Source organism: Janthinobacterium rivuli, from assembly GCF_029690045.1.
In the GTDB taxonomy this organism is placed as follows: domain Bacteria; phylum Pseudomonadota; class Gammaproteobacteria; order Burkholderiales; family Burkholderiaceae_D; genus Janthinobacterium; species Janthinobacterium rivuli.
Genome location: NZ_CP121464.1, coordinates 553,944 through 569,562, shown reverse-complemented (window position 1 = coordinate 569,562; position 15,619 = coordinate 553,944). Strand labels below are relative to the sequence as shown.

General features: G+C 66.7%; 16 protein-coding genes. 3 read left to right on the top strand and 13 right to left on the bottom strand.

The annotated features are described in order from the left end of the window. Positions 1-2: 2 nt before the first annotated feature. Together P9875_RS02510 and P9875_RS02505 are read left to right on the top strand one after the other, a co-directional pair. Positions 3-1,349, top strand: coding sequence for a type II toxin-antitoxin system HipA family toxin (locus P9875_RS02510; protein WP_278317505.1), 1,347 nt, complete (start codon positions 3-5; stop codon positions 1,347-1,349). Between the two features lie 133 nt (positions 1,350-1,482). Continuing rightward, on the top strand, positions 1,483-1,689 hold the full coding sequence (locus P9875_RS02505; RefSeq protein ID WP_034753599.1) for a dodecin: 207 nt from the start codon (positions 1,483-1,485) through the stop codon (positions 1,687-1,689). A gap of 15 nt (positions 1,690-1,704) precedes the next feature. Here P9875_RS02505 and P9875_RS02500 read toward each other — a convergent pair whose 3' ends face one another. Next, positions 1,705-2,016 (bottom strand): hypothetical protein, encoded by a 312-nt coding sequence (locus P9875_RS02500; protein WP_099401218.1) that lies wholly within the window; start codon positions 2,014-2,016, stop codon positions 1,705-1,707. Positions 2,017-2,380: 364 nt separating this feature from the next. On the opposite strand from P9875_RS02500, the gene P9875_RS02495 reads away from it, so the two are divergent. After that, positions 2,381-3,367 carry an EDSAP-1 family PEP-CTERM protein gene (locus P9875_RS02495; protein WP_176390659.1) on the top strand — a complete coding sequence of 329 codons (987 nt, stop codon included), beginning with the start codon at positions 2,381-2,383 and terminating at the stop codon, positions 3,365-3,367. 66 nt (positions 3,368-3,433) lie between these two features. Here P9875_RS02495 and P9875_RS02490 read toward each other — a convergent pair whose 3' ends face one another. The 12 genes from P9875_RS02490 to P9875_RS02435 are packed head-to-tail and all read right to left on the bottom strand — an operon-like array spanning position 3,434 to position 15,592. Then, complete coding sequence (locus P9875_RS02490; RefSeq protein ID WP_278317504.1) at positions 3,434-4,516, bottom strand: LytR C-terminal domain-containing protein; 1,083 nt, start codon at positions 4,514-4,516, stop codon at positions 3,434-3,436. A gap of 11 nt (positions 4,517-4,527) precedes the next feature. Next, on the bottom strand, positions 4,528-5,466 hold the full coding sequence (locus P9875_RS02485) for a type II secretion system F family protein (RefSeq protein ID WP_278317503.1): 939 nt from the start codon (positions 5,464-5,466) through the stop codon (positions 4,528-4,530). A gap of 13 nt (positions 5,467-5,479) precedes the next feature. Further along, entirely contained in the window at positions 5,480-6,457 is a 978-nt protein-coding gene (locus P9875_RS02480; RefSeq protein WP_099401214.1) for a type II secretion system F family protein, read from the bottom strand. An 8-nt stretch (positions 6,458-6,465) separates the two neighbouring features. After that, complete coding sequence (locus tag P9875_RS02475) at positions 6,466-7,812, bottom strand: CpaF family protein (protein ID WP_100876790.1); 1,347 nt, start codon at positions 7,810-7,812, stop codon at positions 6,466-6,468. A gap of 50 nt (positions 7,813-7,862) precedes the next feature. After that, entirely contained in the window at positions 7,863-9,032 is a 1,170-nt protein-coding gene (locus P9875_RS02470) for an AAA family ATPase (protein ID WP_035823743.1), read from the bottom strand. Between the two features lie 52 nt (positions 9,033-9,084). Next, positions 9,085-9,693 carry a TadE/TadG family type IV pilus assembly protein gene (locus P9875_RS02465; RefSeq protein ID WP_278317502.1) on the bottom strand — a complete coding sequence of 203 codons (609 nt, stop codon included), beginning with the start codon at positions 9,691-9,693 and terminating at the stop codon, positions 9,085-9,087. Continuing rightward, entirely contained in the window at positions 9,683-10,165 is a 483-nt protein-coding gene (locus tag P9875_RS02460) for a TadE/TadG family type IV pilus assembly protein (protein WP_099401213.1), read from the bottom strand. Before P9875_RS02460 ends, P9875_RS02465 begins: the two co-directional genes overlap by 11 nt. Further along, positions 10,162-11,589, bottom strand: coding sequence for a pilus assembly protein TadG-related protein (locus P9875_RS02455; protein ID WP_278317501.1), 1,428 nt, complete (start codon positions 11,587-11,589; stop codon positions 10,162-10,164). The genes P9875_RS02460 and P9875_RS02455 overlap by 4 nt, the downstream gene beginning before the upstream one ends. Next, positions 11,579-11,881, bottom strand: a complete 303-nt coding sequence (locus P9875_RS02450; RefSeq protein ID WP_176389877.1) for a hypothetical protein — start codon at positions 11,879-11,881, stop codon at positions 11,579-11,581. Before P9875_RS02450 ends, P9875_RS02455 begins: the two co-directional genes overlap by 11 nt. Before the next feature lie 16 nt (positions 11,882-11,897). After that, entirely contained in the window at positions 11,898-13,346 is a 1,449-nt protein-coding gene (locus P9875_RS02445; RefSeq protein WP_278317500.1) for a type II and III secretion system protein family protein, read from the bottom strand. A gap of 18 nt (positions 13,347-13,364) precedes the next feature. After that, positions 13,365-14,222 carry a Flp pilus assembly protein CpaB gene (cpaB, locus tag P9875_RS02440; RefSeq protein WP_278317499.1) on the bottom strand — a complete coding sequence of 286 codons (858 nt, stop codon included), beginning with the start codon at positions 14,220-14,222 and terminating at the stop codon, positions 13,365-13,367. After that, a complete protein-coding gene (locus P9875_RS02435) occupies positions 14,219-15,592 on the bottom strand; it encodes an ATP-binding protein (protein ID WP_278317498.1) in 1,374 nt (457 codons plus the stop codon). The genes cpaB and P9875_RS02435 overlap by 4 nt, the downstream gene beginning before the upstream one ends. Positions 15,593-15,619: the final 27 nt, after the last annotated feature.

Below are 15,619 nucleotides of genomic sequence, written 5' to 3'. Positions count from 1 at the left end.
CCATGGGTCGCCGCTCACACAGCCAAACACTGCACCTCTGGGCCAATGGCGACTACGTCGGCCGCTGGACGATCAACGCCAATGGGGACTCCGAACTGGCGTACGACGCCGGCTGGCGCCAATCCAGGCTTGGTCGCCCCATCTCGCTGTCGTTGCCGTTCAATATGCACGGTGAGCCGCTGAAGGGCGCCAATGTCTCGAACTACTTCGAGGGCTTGCTGCCGGACAGCGACATCATTCGTAAGCGTGTTGCGACCCGCTTCAAGACAGGCTCGCTCGACTCTTTCGACCTGCTCGCGGCCGTTGGCCGGGACTGCGCAGGCGCCTTGCAACTGCTGCCGGAAGGTGCCACACCGGAAAAACTTGTTCATGTTGACGGCATCACCGTCAGCGAGGAAGACATCGAGCGCCACCTGCTTGAAGTGGTGAGCCTGGAGCGGCACGGCGCCGTCGATGACGCCGACGACGACTTCCGCATTTCGCTCGCCGGGGCGCAGGAGAAGGACGCATTCCTCTGGTGGGATGGAAAATGGATGAAGCCGCGCGGCGCCACGCCGACGACACACATCTTCAAGCTTCCAATCGGGATGGTGGGCGGGAAGCGGGCCGACTTCACCACGTCGGTCGATAACGAATGGTTGTGCCTGCGCCTGTTCAAGGAATTCGGACTGCCCACGGCCAATGCCGAGATTGCGACGTTTGGCGCGCAACGCGTGCTCGTCGTCGAGCGCTTCGACCGCACGCGCTCGGCCAACGGTAAGCAGCTGTTCCGGCTTGTTCAAGAAGACTTTTGCCAGGCCACTGGAACATCGCCGCTGCTGAAATATGAAAATGACGGCGGCCCGGGGCTCAAACAGATGTTCACCCTGCTGCAGCAATCGCGGGATAGCGCCGCGGATATGCACACGCTCATGGCATCCCAACTGCTGTTCTGGATGCTGCGTGCGCCGGATGGCCACGCCAAAAACTTCAGTATCCAGCTCCTCGCTGGTGCGGGACGATTCAAGCTGACGCCCATCTATGATGTGATGTCCGCCTACCCGGTTATCGGCCCAGGGCCGAATCAGTGGAGCGAACGCAAGCTCAAGTTGGCAATGGCGCTGCTCGGTAACAACCGGCACTACCTGGCGCATGGCATCGAGCGGCGCCACTTCAACAGCACAGCCAAAGAGGTCGGCTACGGTGTGAGCGCGGAGCCGCTGCTGCAGGACTTCATTGCACGCACGCCCGCGGTCGTAGACAAGGTCCGCAGCGAACTGCCTGTGGGGTTTTCGGAAAAGGTAGCCGACAAAATTCTGGGCGGCCTGCTTGCTTCAGCGGCCGTCCTTCAACGGATGCCGCCAGCCTGAAGGGAAGGACTTCCGGCTGGCGCGACGCATTGCTGCACCGCGCAATGACGTCCGGCACATTTAGGCGCAAGATGCGCATGTGCTTGCGCAAAGCAGGCTCCCGATGTCTGGCTTGCCTACCTGGGGAAATATCATGTCCGCACACACTTACAAGCTGATCGAACTGGTTGGCACGTCGACCGAGAGCAGCGATCAGGCGATACGCGATGCCATCGCCAAGGCGGCGCTGACAGTCAAGCATATGGACTGGTATGAAGTGACCGAGTCGCGGGGACATATCGTCGATGGCAAGGTGGCGCACTTCCAGGTCACGCTCAAGGTCGGCTTCCGGCTCGAATAGCGTACTGCGGCGCATTCACCGCCGTCCAACCGCTCCCCGGCTTTCCAGCCACTCGCGGCCGCCGCTGTTCAGCGCGGTCTCGATGACCTTTTCCGGCAAGCTGTAGACGGTCGCCCAGCTGGCGCGGCCGTCCTGCGTGTTGGCGGGAAAGCTGTGTGTTTCAATCGGCCAGTGGTACTTGCGTTTCAGCGCCTTGACGATGGCGGCCAGCGATACGCGGCCTTGCAGCGGTTCGGCGCCGGACTGGTCGCGGTTCGACAGCAGCACGGCCAGAACCTGGCCGCGGCCCGTGCGCGCGCCGGGGAAGGTGGGGGTTTTGTTTGCCATGGCCTATTTTACCGGGCAATGAACGGCAAGAGGCGCTGTGCCGCACCTTTGATCTGGCGCAAGCGCCGCGGCGGCATTGCGGCCACGACGATTACCAACTAGAAACTGGCGGAAGGCGAGGAAGTGGCGCGCAATGCCGGCGGCCACATCGGTTATCACCAGGGCACCTGAGGCGGCTGGCGTCGGCCTTTCTTACACTTTGTCCTTTCCAGTTCAGTCCGCTTTACGCAAGTGTTTGATTCAATATGCTTTTTTTGTGTGGCACGCAAGCTGCTTATCCCTGTCTACGAGATGAATCCAGGCAAGTCATTCTGGATTCTTTATCCCCCGGATTTTCCGAGACTGACCACGATAAGAGGCTGCGATGAACGTCAATCACACACGAAGCAAGACGCTGGGCTGGCTGGGCGCACTGGCGGCGGCAAGCCTGCTGGCCAGCGGTCAGGCGCAGGCTGGCGCGTACGGCCTGGCCGTCAATGAGTTGAACAATTTCCGCATCACCACCAGTGCCGGCACCTTGTCGCTGGCCGGCGCCAACCGCAATGCCAGCGACAGCGCCTTCTTCGAAGGTGGCGTGGCCGTCAATCCGCGCGCCGTCAATACGGGCCCGGCCGCCAACGCCGACGTGCTGCAAGTGTGTTCGGGCGGTGGCTGCGGCGGTTTACCGCAGAATCATTACGCACCCAGCCCCAGTTCCACCCTGGAATTCGCCCGCGGCGATGCACACGCCTTCGGCAATATGCTCAATGGCGGCTCCACCGTGCGCGCCGTTGCGGAAGCACAACGCAACACGGTCGGTGCCGCCACGTCCACGGCTGGCGACACGCTCACCGGCTCCGTCAACCTGACCCTGTCGAGCGCTGGCTTCATCACCTTCAGCTTCATGGGTCGGCGCGACCTGCGCACCAGCGTGACGACCATGGGCGACAAGTCGAGCGTGTCGATCATGGATATCTTCAATATCTCGTGCAATAATTCCAGTCCCGTGGGCTGCCTGTCGAACGCGAATGCCGACGGCGTGATCTTCCAGTTCGCGCCCGATGGCGATGCCAACAATGGCAGCGACGTCAACGGCAACCATACGGTCGGCAGCCTCGACCCGTTCAGCCTGAACATGACGGCCGGCACCAACGACCCGGCCACCGGGCGCGCCTTCACGAATGGCTTTGCGATGTTTTCCCTGACTTCGAATTTCGCCCTGCCGGCCGGCAGCTACACCTTGAACTTTTCCAAGTCCACGCGCACCGACATCGTCGTCATCGATCCCTTGCAAGTACCGGAACCGGGCACCCTGTTCCTGCTGGGCGCGGGACTGGCCGCCCTGGCTTTTACGCGCCGCCAGCCGAAATAAGCAGCCGCATGAAAAACACGCGGCGCCCGCAAAGGCGCCGCGTTTTTTATGCCGACAAAAACCCTGTTAACCGAGCCGCGCCAGCGCCTGGCGCGCCAGTTGCAGCTGCTGCAGATAATAGCGGTGCAGCATGGCTGGATCGCTCAGGTCGCGCCCCAATACCAGGCGCAGCTCGCTGGCGGGACAATCGGCGGCCTGGGTCTGCACCTGGGTTTGTATCTGCAACCCCAGTTGGCGGGCCAGCTGGCGCGCCGCCTGCTCCTGCGCGGGCCGGTATTCGACGCGCGTGCGCGCCACCTGGAAGCTGGTTTCATTGGCCAGACGCACCACCTGCACGGGAGCGCCGGCCAGACTGCGCGCCAGCGCGGCTGCCAGGCCGGGCACGCCATTGCCGTTCACAATTTCCAGGCGCGGACGGGGCACGGCGGCAGCCGGCATGGACCGCTCCGCCATGGCAGCGGCAGCGGGCACGCCGCGCGCGGCGGCCGGCACGCGCTGCAGGCGCGCCATGCCGTCGGTTTGCGTGATGTCGATGCGCGCCATGGCGGGCGCATCCTGCAGCGGCGCGGCCACGGGCGCTTTCTTCTGCGGCGCCTCCTTGCGCAAGACGGCCAGGTCGCGCCGCAGGTCGTGTTCCTGCAGACTCTGCGCCTGGCGCCGCATGACGGCGGCGCGCGCGTGCTGTCCCAGCCGTTCCAGCACTTGCGCCAGATGCTGCCAGGCCAGTGCATTGAGCGGATCGAGCAGGCACGCCTGTTCCAGCGCCGTCAACGCTTGCGCATCGCGCCCGCTCAGGGAATAGGCGTGACCGAGATTGCTGAACAGATAGGCCTGCTGCGGCTGCGGCGAACTGGCCTCCCGCGTCAGGGCCAGCCAATGGGCGATCGCCGCATCGTGTTCACCGCGCTGCGCGTGCAGCACGGCCAGGCCGTTACGCGCATTCACGTGGCGCGGCGCGGCGTGCAGGGCTTGCTCATACGCCGCTTGCGCGGCAGGCAGGTCGCCCGCGTCAAAATACTGGCGCCCCGCCGCATAGGCGGCATCGGCGTCAGGCCACTGCGGCACCGGCGCGCGGGCCAGCTGCGTGGTACAGGCGGCCAGGCCCAGACAGGCGCAGGCGGCGGCCAGGCGGGAAATCGTCAAGCGCATGGTAGCTCCTTTCAGCGGCTGGCCATGGCCGGCACGAGCACGCGATACACTTCGATCACGGCCGGCCCCATGAGCACCAGCATGAGGGTGGGAAAGACGCAAAAAATCAGCGGGAACAGCAGTTTCAGGGCGATCTTGGCTGCCGCCTCCTCGGCCAGCAGGCTGCGCTTGCCGCGCAGGTTTTCCGAATGCACGCGCAGCGAATCGCCCATGCTGGTGCCGAAACGTTCCGATTGGATCAGCATGGCAACCAGGGTGTCGACATCTTCCACGCCGCTGCGCAAGGCCAGGTTGCGCAGCGCCTTTTCCTTGGAAAAGCCGGCGCGCATTTCCATCAGCACCAGTTGCAATTCCTGCGCCAGCACCACGCTCTTGATGTGGATTTCGCCCGACACTTTGACCAGCGCGCGCTCCAGACTCAGGCCCGCTTCCACGCACACGGTCAATAAATCGAGCGCGTCGGGGATGTTTTCAAAGATGTCGCGCTGGCGCCGCTTGGCCGTGCTGGCCAGCACCAGGTTCGGCAGGTAGTAACCGACGGTGGCACTAACGCACAGCAGCAGCAATAGCACGCTGCGCAGCTGCGCCGCCATGGCGCTGGCCGCGTACAGGCCCAGCACGGTGGGAAACAGCAGGGCCAGCACGGTTTTCGCCGCAAAATACAGGGCCGGCGCGCTGGCCTGGCGCCAGCCCGCGTTCATGAAGCGCGTGCGCAGCGGCGAGCGCTCCCAGCCCTCTTCCGGCAGCGACAGCTTGCTGAACGGCTGCGCCACGCGCGCCACCCGCTCCACCCAGCCCGTGTCGGCCACCGCCTCGCTGGCGGCCGGCGCCATGGAACCGAACAGGCGCTGGCGCAAGGTGCCGGGAAAGAAGATCACCCATGCCAGCAGGGCCAGCGCCACCACCACGGCAAAGACGATCACGAGGAACAGCAGTTGTGCACCGCTCATGCGACCTCCTGTTTTATATCCTGATACGGATGACGTTGCGCATCCACACGACGCCCAGCGCCACCATGCCGGCCGCGTACCACAGCAATTTGATGCCGCTGGGATCGGTCCACAGCAGGCGGATGTATTGCGGGTTGACCAGCGCCATGACGCCGATCATCACCACCGGCATCAAGCCCAGCACCCAGGCCGACATGCGCCCCTCGGCCGACAGCACGCGCACCTGCCCCAGCAGTTTTAGCCGGGCGCGGATGATGCGCGCGATGCTGACCAGCACCTCGGCCAGATTGCCGCCCGATTCGCGCTGCACCAGCACGGCGATGACGAGGTAGCGCAAGTCCGTCAGTGGAATGCGCGCGGCCAGGTTTTGCAGCGCTTCGTTCATCGGCACGCCGTAATTGATCTCTTCGTGCGCCATCTTGAATTCGCCGCTGATCGGCTCATTGAGTTCATCGCCCACCATCTGCAGCACATTCGAAAACGAGTGCCCGGCGCGCAGCGCGCGGGCCAGGAAATCGGCCGCTTCCGGCAATTGCGCCTCGATCTTTTTCAGCCGCGCCGCGCGCGCGCGCAGCACGACCATGCACGGCCCGCCACCGGCCACGCCCAGCAGCAGCAAGGCGCCCGGCAACGGCATGGGCCAGATGGCCAGCCACAGCAGCGCCAGCAGCAGCAAGGCGCCCGCGCCGCCCAGGAACTGCGCCACCGACCAGGACAAGCCCGATTGCAGCAGCAGGTGGTCGAGCTTTGCCGCCTGCGGCAGGCGCCGCAGCCAGCGCTCGAGGCCGGGCGTGCGCGCATAGCGGCGCTGCTTGAGGATGGAGACCCGCTCGCCGCCCGCCTCGCCGCGCGCCGCCATCAGCCGCAAGCGCCGGTTGATGCGCCGCGCCGCGCTGCCGTGCGTGCCCGACCACCACAGCCAGACCCCCTCCACCATCAGGATGCAGGCGGCGAACAGCAGCACGGCAAAGCCGTAGAAGACCAGGTCCATGCTGACTCCTATTCGTAGATGCGGTCCGGATCAAAAACACTATCGGGCACGGGCGCGCCGAACATGCGCAGGCGTTCCGTAAAGCGGGGCCGCACACCCGTGGCGCAAAAATGACCGAGCACCTTGCCGTCGGCATCGACGCCCGTCTGCTCGAAGCGGAAGATTTCATGCATGGCGATGATGTCGCCCTCCATGCCCGTCACCTCCTGCAGGCTGACCAGCTTGCGCGCGCCGTCCGTCAGGCGCGACACCTGCATCACCACCGTCACGGCCGAACATATCTGCTGGCGCGTGGCGCGCGGCGTCAGGTTCACGCTGGCCATGCCGACCATGTTTTCCAGCCGCGCCAGCGCGTCGCGCGCCGTATTCGAATGGATCGTCGCCAGCGACCCTTCATGGCCCGTGTTCATCGCCTGCAGCATGTCGAGCGCCTCGGCGCCGCGCACCTCGCCCAGGATGATGCGGTCAGGCCGCATGCGCAGCGCATTGCGCACCAGCGCGCGCTGGCTCACTTCGCCCTTGCCCTCGATATTCGGCGGACGCGTTTCCAGGCGCACCACGTGCGGCTGGCGCAGCGCCAGTTCGGCCGCATCCTCGATGGTGACGATGCGCTCGCTGCCGGGGATGAAGCCGGACAGCACGTTGAGCAGGGTCGTCTTGCCGCTGCCCGTGCCGCCCGAGATCAGGATGTTGACCTTGGCCTGCCCCAGCGCCTGCAGCACCTGCACCATGGGCGGCGTCAGGCTTTTGTAGTCGAGCAGGTTGGCGATCGTCAAAGGCTGCACGGCAAAGCGCCGGATCGACAGGATCGGGCCATCGACGGCCAGCGGCGGAATGATGGCATTCACGCGCGAGCCATCGGGCAGGCGTGCGTCGACCATCGGACTCGATTCGTCGACGCGCCGGCCCACGCGCGAGACGATCTTTTCGATGATCTTCATCAGGTGCGCATTGTCGTGGAAAGTCACGTCCGTCAGCTGCAGCCGCCCGCCCCGCTCCACGTACACCTTGTCGCAGGTATTGACGAGGATATCGGACACGCTGGCATCGGCCAGCAAGGGTTCGAGCGGACCAAAGCCCAGCATCTCGTGCTGGATGTCGAGCACCAGGCTATGCCGCTCATGCTGGTTCAGGACGATGCGCTCTTCCTCGATCACGCGCTGCACCAGCAGCGCCAGCTCGTGCTTGAACTGCTCGGCCGTCAGGCGTTTCAAGCGTTCCAGGTCGATACGGTCGAGTATCGTCTGGTGCATGGTTTTTTTCAGTTCCTGGTAGGCGTGCAGCGCCAGCGCGCCTTGCCCATTCGTGGCGGGGCGCACCGTTTCATTCGCCGCCAGGCGTTCGCGTAAAGTCATCTTGGCTCCCATGATGGCTCCCGGCGGGAGCCTTGACATCGATTGCGGTCCTAGGACTCGCTGCGGCTGAACAAACGGTCGAACAGGCCGCGGCTTTCCGTCACGCGGCGCGCCGTCACCAGTTCCACCAGCTCGGCCAGGCTGCGCGCCACGGCGCTGGTGCGCGACAGCTGCAGCAGCGGAATGCCCTGGTTGACGGAGTCGGTGGCGGCAATGTAATCGTTGGGCACCGTGTGCACCACTTCGGCGCCCAGCGCCTGCTCCAGATCCGCCAGACGCAATCGCCCGCCCTTTTCATAGCGGTTGACGATCAGGCGCAGGCGCTCGCCCGGATAGCCGAGCGAGCGGAAAATGTCGAGCAGGCGGCGCCCGTCGCGGATGTCGGGCAGGGCCAGCTGCAGCACCGGATAGATGGCGTCGGCGTTGTCGAGCGCGCGCAGCGACAGCGCATCGATCTGGCGCCCCACGTCGAGCACGATGTAGTCGTAGTGCTGGCGCGCCACGGCCAGGATGCGGTCCATGTGCTCGGGCTGCATGTCGACCTTGTGCGCGGGGTCGTCGGCCGCCGCCAGCACGCCGAAGTTCGGCGTCACGTGCACCAGGCACGAAGCGAGAAAGGCGCCATCCATGCGCGCGATCTGCGCGCAGATGTCGGACAAGGTCATGGCCGGCTTCTGGTCCGACACGTATAAAGTGGCGTCGCCGAACTGGCCGTGCAGGTCGATCAGCAGCACCTTGCAGCCGGCCAGGCTGGCCAGCGCATACGAAAAATTCGTCGACAAAAACGTCGCGCCGCTGCCGCCCTTGCACGAGATGAAGGCGAGCACTTTACCGTCGCGCATCTGCGTCACGCCGGCCTGGATATCGACCCGGTCCATCGCCTCGTGGAAGGCCTTGTGCACCAGCGGCAGCTGCAGCACTTCGCGCATGCCGGCGCGCATGGCGCGGATCAGCACATCCTGCTGCTGGCCGCGCGTGAGCAGCATCAGCACGGCCAGCGGATACTGGCGCGCCAGGCGCTCGAGCAGGTCGGCTTCGTCGGCATCGATGCCGCTGGCGTCGACGATCACCAGTTCCGGCGCTTCGGGCAGCATGCGCTCGACGGCGTCGCGCAGGCCGCTGCGCCGCTCCAGCAGCCGCAGCACGGGCATGCGGGCCGCGCCTTGCGCCGCGATTTCATCGTGCAAGCTGGCGTCACGGGTAATCATCAAGGCTTTCATCACGCCTCCTTCATTCAAGGCACTACATTCGGCTGCGCCGGCGGCTTGGCGCTCATGGACAAAAGCCGGGATTGTCCGGATAGCCCAGCGACTCGGCCACCGCCATGGTGGTCCCGCTGGGCAAACGTATGGCCCCTGCGCCGGAGGGAAACATCATCCCCAGCAGCGGCAGCACGGGCCGGTAGGGCACACGCTCACAGCGCGCGCCGTCGCCGGGCTGGCACAGGCGCGCGCGCACGAAGCGGATGCAGCTGGCGCCATGCGGATCGTCCAGGCAATTGATGCGGTTACGCTGCGGGCACCCCGGCAGCACCGTTACCGGCACGGCCGCCAGCGCGGCGCCGCCCGCGCTTTCAGACAAATAATCGATGCGCACATGCGCGTCGCCGATGCCGCCACCCAGCGGCAGCGTGCCCGGCGTGGCGCGCAGCACGGCTTGCGTGCGCACGGCCTGCAAGGCGCCGGCATTGCTGAAATCGGTGACGGCGGCGGCGCGCGCCGCGCGCCGGGTAATCTCATGCACCATGTTCCACACGTACACGGCGCGCGCCATTTCCAGCATGGCGAACAGGAACAGGAAGAACAGCAGCGCCAGCATGGCGAATTCGACGGCGAAGACGCCGCGCTGACGCTGCCGGCGACGGTGCGGGTCAATGCACATAGCGCAAGGTCGCGTTGGCGCGCAGGGGAATCGGCGCCAGTTGCGGCAGCCACTTGCGGGTCAGCGCGGGCAGGAAATCCACCGGCATGTCGGCGGTGACCTTGATGCGCACCTGCAGCGGCGCCGTCGCGTAGCTGCCGCAGGCATAGGAATCGTCGGCGTACACGCAATCCACATTGACCCATGCGGGGTTGATGTCCGGCCAGCTTTCCGCCATCGCTTCGGCCACCATCTCGCGCGCCAGCGCGGCGCCCAGGCTCGCCGTGTCGAACTTGCCCATCTGCGGCAACGGCATGGTCGCCATGTAGCGCGCCGCATCGTGCGCGCTTTTTTGCAGCGCCGTGTACACCAGCAGCGCGCGGCCGAACAGCAGCACGAAGGGCAACAGCGCCATGAAAAACAGCAGGATCAGCGCCAGCTCGATGGCGGCGACGCCGCCCTGGCGGCGCGCGGCGCGGCAGGGCGGCTTCATCGCAGCAGCTCCGCGGGACCGGCCAGCGTGCCCTCTTCCACCAGGCCGGCAAATTCGGCGCTCAATACGCCATTGCTGGCCGGCGCCGTCATGAAGAAGCGGCCGATGCCGCGCACCTGCGCCAGCACGTCGCCGCCGGCCGGCACGGGACAGGCCAGCAGAGGGATGTGCAGCAGGCGGCGCTGCGCCACGCCCGTGTTGCCGGTCGGCGCCGTCTGGAAGCCCAGCGTCTGGTAGGGCGGCGTGGCAGGGTAGCCGGACTTGGCGGCCGGCGCGGCCGGGCTGGCCGGATACAGCTTGGGCCAGTCGCTGGTGGCAAACGGCAGATAACCGCCGGCCGGCTTCGGGTTGCTGTACCTGGCCGCCCTGGAAAACGACCACAGCGGCCCGTAACTGCCGACGGCGGGCGGCGTCGCGTTCGATTCCGGATCGGCCACGGACAGCAGCGGATTGCCCGTGCTCAGGGCGCTCGGCGCATCGGGCGCGTTGGTCATCCACCAGCTCGCGGCCGTATTCGGATAGGCGCGGATATTCGTGTCGGGCGGCGCCGTGACGGCATGGCAGCCGCTGCCCGCATGCTGGTTGAAGCGCGCATTGAAGGCCGTCCACAGCGCGGCGGGAAACGGCCGGTGCACGTGCACCTGGGCGCTGCCGATGCGCGGATACTGCACCGTGCCGCTGCAGACAAACGGCAGCACGCTCGCTTCGCCGACCTGCTGCGACACTCCCACCACGCCCGGCTGGCCCAGCGGATTGAGCACGAAATGTTCGGCCGTGGCGCCATGCGGATTGAGTTTCAACAGGTTATACGCCACGCCGCGGCGAAAGCCATATTCCAGCAACTCGACGGCCGGCAGCAGTGCCGCATTCGTGCGCGGGCTGGCCGCGCTGGCCGACAGCGCGCAGACGGCCAGCGGCATCAGGTGCAAGCTGGTGCGCCCGGCCACGGCGCGCGCGCCCGTGTCCAGGGTGCGCAGCGCCGGCGACCAGGCGCCGAGAAACGCCGTCGCCACCCGCCCCAGCGAGGGGGTATTGGCCTGCGTATCGACGCGCACGAACAGCGCCGTGGCGGCGTCGGGCACGGCGCCCGCCGCATGCCACCCGCTGGCGGGCGCGTCGGGCGTGCTGGCGAAGCGGATGCTGGCGTCCGACAGGATGGCGCCCTGCATGCGGCGGCGCCATGCGCTGCGGTCGGCCGCGCTGCCCTTGGCTTTTTCCACGGCGGCGAGCAAGCCCTCGGGCGTACCCACCAGTTCCGCGGCGGCCGCCATCGCCGCATTGTCGGCCAGGTTTTGCAGTTCCGTCTTGCGGCCGATGACTTGCCCCACATCGAGCGCCAGGCCGATAAAGCCCAGCACCACGATGAGCAGGATGGAAAAGGCGATCAGCATCGCCCCGCGCTGGCGCTGGCGTCTATTTGCCACTGCCGCCTCCCAGCATGAATTGCACCGGCTGCGGCGCCTGGGCATTCGGTTCGGCAAACGACGCGCGGTAGCGCTGCATGACGGCGTGCGCGCTGGGTCCGTCAAGGCCATCGGCCGGCGTACGATTGCCGGCGCTGGCCGGATCGCGCACCTGCTGCGCCATGGACAGGCGCACGGCGTCGCCGAAACGCCGGTCCAGCTGCGGCGTGCTGCCGTGCGCGCAGGCGGCCAGCTGCAAGGCCAGGGCTAGGGCGGCCAAGTGCCGCAGCGATGTCAGGAACGCGTTCGGCATGGCGTATCTCCCCATCTCATTTCAATTCGAAACCGTTGGCCGCGCGCGGTGCTGGTACCGACGGCGGCACGGACGGCGGCGCCAGCGTGCCTTCCATCTTGCCGCCCAACATCAAGTCCATGCGCGAAGGCTGCGCCAGTTGCGCCGTCGGCAGCACGGCGTCGGCCGGCAAGGGTTTCACCAGATGCGCGGTAATGACGAACAGCAATTCCGTGCGGTCATTCTGGAAATCCGTGCTGCGAAACAGCGCGCCGAGGATAGGCACTTCGCTGAGCCAGGGCACGCCCGTGATGTTGCTCACCTGGTTGTTCTTGATGAGGCCGCCGATGGCGTAGCTCTGGCCGTCGTACAGCTGCACCGTGGTCGAGGCGCGCCGCGTGGTGATGACGGGCAAAATAGAACGTCCGCTGACGCCGGCGGCGGAAATGCCCACCCCCTCGCGCGACAATTCCGACACTTCCGGCGCCACCTTCAAATTGATGCGCCCGCCCGACAGCACGGTCGGCGTAAAACGCAGGCCGACGCCGTATTCGCGCTCTTCCAGGGTGATCTTGTTGTTGTCCTGGCCGACGGGAATGAAGATCTTGCCGCCCGCCAGAAAACTGCCCTCCTGCCCGCTGATCGCCATCACCGTCGGCTCGGCCAGAATGCGCACCAGGCCATCCTGTTTCTGCGCCTCGATGGTCAGCTGCTGGCGGCCATTCGACTTGCGCACGTCGAGCAAGCCATTGGCCGTGCCACTGAGAAAATTCGACAGCAAGGTGGTGGCCCAGCTGCCGGAAGCGAAGCGCAGGGTGGCGCCCACTTCCAGCCGTTCCAGCAGCGACTTCGACACTTCGGCGATCTGCACGGCCAGCATCACCTGCTGCGGCGCGCTGACGTCGAGCATGTTGATGATGCGGCTGTTCGCGCCGCCCGCGCCGCCACCGGGCGCCGTGGCGGCGAGGGGCATGGCGGCGCCATCGGCAGGCTTGGGCAGCGCCAGCGGCACCGTAGCGCGGCGCACATACGCATGCCCCAGCTCGACGGCGCGCAGCACGGCGCCCGCATCCTGCACCGTGCCCGACAGCACCAGGGTGTCGGCCACGGCCGTGACGCGGATGGCTTTTTCTTCCGGCATCAGGGCCGCCAGGGTCGCTTGCAAGCCGGCCGGGTCCATGCTGACGCTGACGTTCACCACACTGCACACGCCGCTCCTGCCCTGGATGATCATGTTCGTGCTGCCCACCTCGACGCCGACCACATACAAGGTATCGGGCGCGACCAGCATGGCTTGCACGATGGCCGGGTTGCCGACGCTGCGCTGTTGCACGGCTTCAGGCAGGCGCAGCATGCTCGACTTGCCCACCTGCAGCTGCAAATTGCCGGGCGAGGCCGCTTCACCGCCGCAGCGCGGGCCAGGATCGGCCGCCGCGCCGGCCAGCGGCGACAGCAGGCAGAACAGTATCAACAGGGCGCGGTTCATGAGCGTGTCCATGGTTGGCTAAAAACATTCGCGCGACTGGCGCGTCCCGTCGATGACGCCGCTGCACTGGCGCGTCGCTTCCGGCGGCGCCTTCGCCACGCGTACCGCGCGCGGCGCTGCGGCCAGCACGGGTGCGGCGGCTGGAACAGCTTCGTCAGCTTCGTGCGGTCCGCCCAGCAGGGTCAGCTTGGTGGCGCCCGCCGTCACGCCCGGCTGCGGGTCGACCTGGTTGCGCAGCACCAGCGACAGGCTGCCCACGCTGCGCGCCAGGTCCAGGTTTTCCGCCTGTTCCGGCGTCACTTCCAGGGTCACCGCATTGACCACGCGCGGCTTGGTCTCGTCGCGCCCCACTTCCTGCGCCACGGCCAGCACGAGGATGCGTTCGAGCACGATCTTGGAAATGTTGCGGCTTTGCGGAAACGCGCGGTCGCCGGCATCTTGCTGGGTGCTCACGATGATGTCGACATAGTTGCCCGGCAAGGCGAAGCCGGCCACGCCGATCACATCGTTGACGCGCACGGTGATGGCGCGCCGCCCTTCCGTGATCAGGGCCGACAGGCCACCCAGGGTGCCGGCCGGCGCCAGCTTGGCTTCGCTCAGCGGCTCGCCGCGCAGCACGCTGGTTTTCAGCACCCGTCCCGCCAGCTTTGCCGGGTCTTGCAGAGCGCCTTGCGGCAAGCTTTCCGCCGGCCACTCGGCCAGGCGCAGCATCTCGGGCGTCAGCCGCTGGCCCAGGTTGACATCGCTGGCGGCGACGACGATCTTGCCCTTGCCGGCCGGCGTCTGGCGCAGCAGCCAGTGCGAGGCCAGCAGCACGGCCAGCAGACCCAGCACGACCGCCAGGCCCATCATCAGGAGGGCGCGCCGGTTTTTCATGCGATACGCTCGCACAGGCTGGCGGCCGGCATGTCGCAGCTGGCAAACAGGCTGCCCCAGGCCTGCTCCAGGGCGGCCAGTGTCAGGCGCGGCTCGCAGCCGGCAAAGCCGGCGAAGTCGCCTATGCGCGCCAGCAATTCCTGCGGATAGCTGGCCAGCAAGGGCCGTCCCTGCGCGCCATGCAGCTGCAGCAGATGGTTCACGGCCAGTTCGTCGATGGCCATGCCGGCCAGCCGGCATTGCTGGCGGAACAGGGCGCGATAGGTGTTCTCGGCCAGCGGCCCCACCTGCACCTTGTAGCCGATGCGGCGCAGCAAGGCGGCGTCAAACAGCTCGCCCGGCGGCAGGTTCGTGGCCAGCACGAGGGCATTGTCGAACGGCACGCTGATCTGCACCCCGCCGGGCAGACCCAGCTGATCGCTGCCGCGCGCCAGCGGCTGCATCAGCCGCGTCAGCAATTCCGGCGCGCCCAGACGCTGGCGGCCCAGGTCGTCGATGATCAGCATGCCATTGTTGGCCCGCACATGCGGCGGCGCCTGGTAGCAGGCGCCGCTGGCGTCATGGCGCAGTTCCAGCATGCCGGCGTCGAGCTCGGCGCCCACGTGGATCACGGGACGCTGGCACAGTACCCAGCGGATATCCGTGCTGCGCCGCTCCAGCGCCTGGCGCGCATGGCTGACGTGCTGCGGCGCGGGCGGCAGGTGCTGGGCCGGATCGTACAACTGGATGATGTCCTGGCCGACGACGATGGCGTACGGCACGGCGACTAGACCATGCAGCAATTGTCCCAGCTGCAGCGCCAGGGTCGACTTGCCGCTGCCGGGCGGACCGTACAGCAGCAGCGAGCGTCCCGAATGCAGGGCAGCTCCCACCACGTCGAGCATGCCCGGCCCCGCATGGGCGCCACCGAGCACGGCGGCCAGGTCGTCGCTGCCGACGCGCTGTTCCTGCGCCTGCCACGACTGGCGCGCCACCATGGCGCGGTACGCTTCCAGGGTGACGGGCGCGGCGCCGATATATGCGCAGCGCTCAAGAAAAGCGCTGGCGCGCTGCTTGCCGGCGCCCGTCAGCTGGTACTGCACATCGATATCGGATTCGCCGCGCCAGGCCACTTCGGCCATCTGCTCGGCCACCATGAAATCGAGCACTTCGCGCAAGACATTGATCGACAGGCGCAAGCGCGTCGTCAGCGCGGACAGGTGCGTCTTGCCACCCACAAACATCAGCTTGGCGATCAGTTCGACGACCAGCGGCCGCTCGAGTCCCGTTTCGCGCAAGCTCTTCGGCTGCGGCGGCAAGGGCGGCATCAGGTTCGCATCGGCAGGGCGCGGCGTGCTGTCGGTGCTCAGGGAATAGTCGACCTCGGTCATGCTGCGTCTCCTAGCCGGTTTAGTCTG